Below are 4,988 nucleotides of genomic sequence, written 5' to 3' on the forward strand. Positions count from 1 at the left end.
TGAAGACCCACTGCAAGCTGAGCCTTGTGGTGCGTCAGGAAGCCGACGGCCTGCGCCGCTACTGCCATGTGGGCACCGGTAACTACAATCCGAAGACCGCCCGCATCTACACCGATCTCGGCCTGCTGACCTGCGATCCGGTGGTCGGCCAGGATATGACCCGCCTGTTCAACCAGCTGTCCGGTTATGCGCCGAAGTCGAGCTTCCACCGTCTGCTGGTAGCGCCGCGTACCGTACGTTCCGGTCTGATTCAGCGCATCCGCCGCGAAGAGGATGCGGCACGCGCAGGCAAGGAAGCATGGATTAAGATCAAGGTCAACTCCATCGTGGACGAGAAGACCATCGACGCGCTGTACCGTGCAAGCCAGGCCGGCGTGAAGATCGACATCGTGGAACGCGGCATCTGCGCGCTCAAGCCGGGTGTTCCAGGACTTTCCGAGAACATTCGCGTGCGTTCCATTCTGGGTCGTTTCCTCGAGCACAGCCGTATCTACGCATTCGCGAACTCCGATGGCCCGCAGATCGGTGAAGGTCCGGCCGCAGGTCCGGAAGTGTGGATCGGTTCCGCCGATCTGATGCACCGCAATCTCGACCGTCGAGTCGAAGCGCTGGTACGCATCACCGCTCCGGAGCAGATCGACGAGCTGATCAAGTACGTGGATCTGCAAATGGCCGATTCCACCACCTCGTGGCATATGGCAGCCGACGGAACCTACGTGCGTCATGCGAAGGATGAGGAGGGTCGCCCGCTGGTCGATTCCCAGGAATATCTCATCAAGAAGCATACGCGCCGACCGGCAAGGCACTAAACCGTAGGAAATGGCCGATTCTGCTGTTGCAGAATCGGCCATTTCCTATGTTATGGCATACGCGATCACCATCGTGGGAAAACGCAGGAAAACTCGGATGGCACGATTGCCGTCGCGCAATCATGGGGAAACCCGTGCCCAACCACTTACAATGAAAGATATGAGCGAGAGCATGAGACGTGTCGTAGAAGCCGCCGGGGGTATTGTATGGCGGTGGAAAACCGGTAGCGAAATCGCGGAAAATCCAGCAATCGCAGCGCAGAAAACTCCAAAGGAACAACTCAACAGCATTGAAGTGTGCATCGTGCATCGACCAAAGTACGATGACTGGAGCTGGCCGAAAGGCAAACTCGAGCAGGGCGAATCGCATCGTCATGCCGCAGTGCGAGAAATCGGCGAGGAGACAGGCATTTCCATCGCACTCGGCCCGTATCTGTGCGAAGTCGAATATCCACTGTCCGAAGAAGGCAAGAAAACCCGGCATTCACACGATCGCGCCGTCGACACCAAGCACACGTTGTATTGGATGGCGCAACCGATTTCCGGAGATGATGCGGAACATCTGCTTGACGCATTCGGCCCCGTGCATCGCGCGGATGTAGGCGAAATCAACGATATCGTGTGGGTTTCCGTACGTGAAGCACGTAAAATCCTCACGCATTCCACCGATAAAGACACCCTCGCCATTTTTGTGGACCGCGTACAGGAGGGTGCCGCGACCGCGCAGAATCTGATGATCGTGCGTCATGCCAAGGCCGAATCGCGCAAATCCTGGAAAGGCACCGACGCGAACCGGCCGATCACTCCGAAAGGCGCGGCCGCGGCATTCGCACTCAACCGCGAACTCGCCTGCTACAACCCAACCCGCCTCGCAACCTCACCATGGCTGCGCTGCCAGGAAACACTGCAGGTGCTTAGCTGGCAGACCGAACGCCCGATGGAACACATCGACGCGCTCACCGAAGACGCCTTCGCCGAGCACCCGACCATCGCATGGCTGGCGTTCCTCAAGCAGATCCAGCTCACGCTCGAGACCCGCGAAACCACGGCGATCTGCATGCACCGACCGGTTATCGGAGGCATGTTCGATCACTTGCGCGGACTATGCGCCCGCAAAGCGCTCTCCAAGCAGCTCATCGCCAAAACGCCGTTCATGCCTACCGGCACCGCCGTAGCGCTGTTTATAATCGATACGCCGCAAGGTCCCAGCATTATCGATATTCAAAAGGTTTCGCCCATTGTCTACTAGCATGCATTACGGTTCCGGATCGGTTGTACCAAGCCGTTCCGCCGGTTTCACCAACACCGGATCGCCGCGTCCGGCCCGCCCGGGGCAACTCGACCAGATGATGGCCGACAATATCGCGGGAGGTGCCGATCCGGCGCAAATCAACGAGATGAGCCACGCTTCGGCGGCCGCACTGTTGGACCGCGTGCATCATACGCAGGATGCCGAACTGGTGGAGCGCGTGCTCACGCTGGTGGACCGCGAGGGCGTTGACGTGATCGCCGAACTGTGGAGCAGCGCCGAGCCGGATTCGCTGCCGGGCATTCTGTGGCGGCTGTATCTGCTGCGCACGTGGATGCGGAAGAATCGCGAGTCGATCGCGCGGTTGTGGCGCGCTGGAGAGCCGGTTGCCACTACCGCCTCGGCGATTGCCGGCGTCGATCAGGCGCCCACGGAAGATGACATTGCGCATATTGCCGATTCGATTCTCGCAGGCGCGTTCACCGGCGATTTTGCGGTTGCGCTGGAACGTGCGGCCGCGTTCACCGACGTGGTTGCGTTGGGATTGCGCATCGAGGCACGCAATATGATCGCACGATTGAAAGCTGCGGAAGGTTCCGATAGCAGCGATTCCGGCATTTCCGCCATGGAAAAGCAGGTACGTACGAAATCGTCCCGTTTGATGCACACGGCCGGCAATCTGTTCGTCACGGCCAAGGATTTTCGCCATGGGGCGAATCTGTGGCGTCGCGGAAAACTGGAGTAACGCGTTCCGTACCCGTCCCCTGCACCTGCCTCTGCACCCACCTCTGTACCGCTACCGGAAGTGTTTTACGGCGCTCGCACCATCAATTCGCGACACGACGTAACGTACGGTCTGCAGCATCTGTAGAATAGGAATCCGCGTCGGGCCATGCATAGCCCCGGGCTCCATTTTTTGCCGCTGCGAGCGGCCTTTGCGCCGACAGGCGCTTTCGTGGTTCGGCGCTTTCCCTCTTCTTAAGTTTCGTTGTTTTTTTATACGATTTTCAGTTTCTTTCTTGGCTCCTTTCCCAGTTCCCGCGCTTTTCCTCGCGATTATGGACTACGCTTAGAAGACATGGATATTCATGTTTTGAACCACCCGCTGGTGGACCACAAGCTCACCGTTCTTCGCGACAAGAACACCCCGTCCTCCACGTTCCGCGAGCTCGTTTCCGAACTCGTGATGCTTGAGGCCTACGAGGCCACCCGCGACGTCGAAGTCGTGGACAAGCCGATCGAGACCCCCGTCGCTCCGATGGTAGGCAAGCACATCGCTTCCCCGGCGCCGATCATTGTGCCTGTGCTGCGCGCTGGCCTGGGCATGCTTGACGGCATGACCAAGATGATCCCGTCCGCTGAGGTCGGCTTCCTTGGCATGAAGCGCGACGAGGAGAACCCAACCCAGCAGATCACGTACGCGAACCGTCTGCCCGACGATCTGAGCGGCCGTCAGTGCTTCCTGATCGACCCGATGCTCGCCACTGGCGGCACGCTGGTCGCAGCAACACATTACCTGGCCGAGCGCGGCGCAAAGGATGTTACCGCCGTGTGCATTCTGGGCGCTCCGGAAGGCCTGAAGTTCGTTGAGGAGAACCTCGACCCATCCATTAAGTTCAAGCTGGTGCTGTGCGCCGTCGACGAGAAGCTCAACGACAAGTGCTACATCGTGCCAGGCTTGGGCGATGCCGGCGACCGTCTATATGGCGTGATCGACTGACCGCATCAGAGCTCAACCGAATCAACCCAATCAGTCAATCAAGTAAATCGAATAAAAACGGCCTGCCACAACGCAAATCATGCGGCGGCAGGCCGAAATCATATGTAAAACCTCTACTGCTCGTCGGGGACGAACGCCTCGAAAATATGATGGTCGAACCAGTCATCGCACTGGGCGAGCTCGTCGCGGCTGCGCACCGTCCACGACACGGGAACGGCACCCATGAAACGAGCCAACCGTACCTGCGGACTGTTGCCGCCATGCCAATCGTAGGCGACGAAATCAGGGCGGGAAATCCAGTCGAAAAACAGCGCACCGGCCGCATATTCCTTGGCGAGCGCAGCAGGATCAGACGGCTTCTCCTCCCCCTGCGGCCACCAGGAAAGCTGGCCACGGCACACTTCCGGACGGTTCTCCTTATACCAGTTGACGGCTGCCGGATTGAACGATTCGATCACATACGCGCCGGAATAGGCCTGCAGCAGCGCGTCGCCCTTTTCCATGAGCTCGACATCGCGCGAACCCCACTTGGAATTGTCGTCGAACTTGTATTCGACGATCAGCGGCACACGACCCGCCACTACCTTGAGCACGTCGGCGAACAGTGGCACATGCTGGAAATACCCTTCCGGAGCGCTGTCAGGTGTGGTGACCAGCGGCGGATTTTCAAGCGAACCCGGCAACGGCGCTGCCACGGCGGCACCGGGGGCGTCGGTCGGGAACAGCGGGATGCGGGTCAGCTCATCGTACGTGAGATCGGCGATACGGCGTGGATCTCCGGCGACGCGCATCAGATCGCCGTCATGCACCACCACGATTTCGCCGTCGGCGGTCATCTGCAGGTCAAGCTCGATGCCATAGCCGGCTTCGCAAGCCGCTGCGAATGCCGCAAGCGAGTTCTCCGGAGCGATCGCACCAGTCACGCTGGGGCTGCCATAGCCGGCCTTCATGGCCATGCGACGTGCCAGCGCCACATACTCGCCGCTCTCGTTGGCATACTGCGCGGTCAGACCGGAACCCGCGTCATGCAGGCCACGATGCGCGTACCACACGTCGGGAATGGACGGCACATAATTGCGGCGCTTATCGGAGAAGGTACGCGGCGCGATCGCCCACACTGCGGCGCCTGCAGCGACTGCGCCGCCGAGCAGCGCCTTGTTGACGAATGATTTGGACATGGGCTTTCCTCCCTTACGCGGCCGCTCGCGCA

General features: G+C 59.8%; 4 protein-coding genes and 1 pseudogene. 4 read left to right on the forward strand and 1 reads right to left on the reverse strand.

Going from position 1 to position 4,988, the window contains the following annotated elements; all coding sequences use genetic code 11:
* The 4 genes and pseudogenes from Q5H33_RS08070 to upp all read left to right on the forward strand — a co-directional run.
* Positions 1-809, forward strand: a pseudogene (locus Q5H33_RS08070) (RNA degradosome polyphosphate kinase); the annotation flags it as partial.
* A 151-nt stretch (positions 810-960) separates the two neighbouring features.
* Positions 961-2,058: an NUDIX hydrolase gene (locus tag Q5H33_RS08075; RefSeq protein WP_302423944.1), complete on the forward strand. Its 1,098-nt coding sequence runs from the start codon at positions 961-963 to the stop codon at positions 2,056-2,058.
* A gap of 1 nt (position 2,059) precedes the next feature.
* Positions 2,060-2,803, forward strand: a complete 744-nt coding sequence (locus Q5H33_RS08080) for a hypothetical protein (RefSeq protein WP_022245680.1) — start codon at positions 2,060-2,062, stop codon at positions 2,801-2,803.
* 333 nt (positions 2,804-3,136) lie between these two features.
* Entirely contained in the window at positions 3,137-3,778 is a 642-nt protein-coding gene (gene upp / locus Q5H33_RS08085) for a uracil phosphoribosyltransferase (protein WP_004220320.1), read from the forward strand.
* 113 nt (positions 3,779-3,891) lie between these two features.
* On the opposite strand, the gene Q5H33_RS08090 is transcribed toward upp, so the two are convergent.
* The gene (locus tag Q5H33_RS08090) at positions 3,892-4,956 is read right to left on the reverse strand and encodes a glycerophosphodiester phosphodiesterase family protein (protein WP_302423946.1); all 1,065 of its coding nucleotides are present in this window, start codon (positions 4,954-4,956) and stop codon (positions 3,892-3,894) included.
* Between the last annotated feature and the right edge of the window lie 32 nt (positions 4,957-4,988).

Origin of the sequence: uncultured Bifidobacterium sp. (assembly GCF_959020145.1) — a bacterium.
Lineage (GTDB): Bacteria > Actinomycetota > Actinomycetes > Actinomycetales > Bifidobacteriaceae > Bifidobacterium.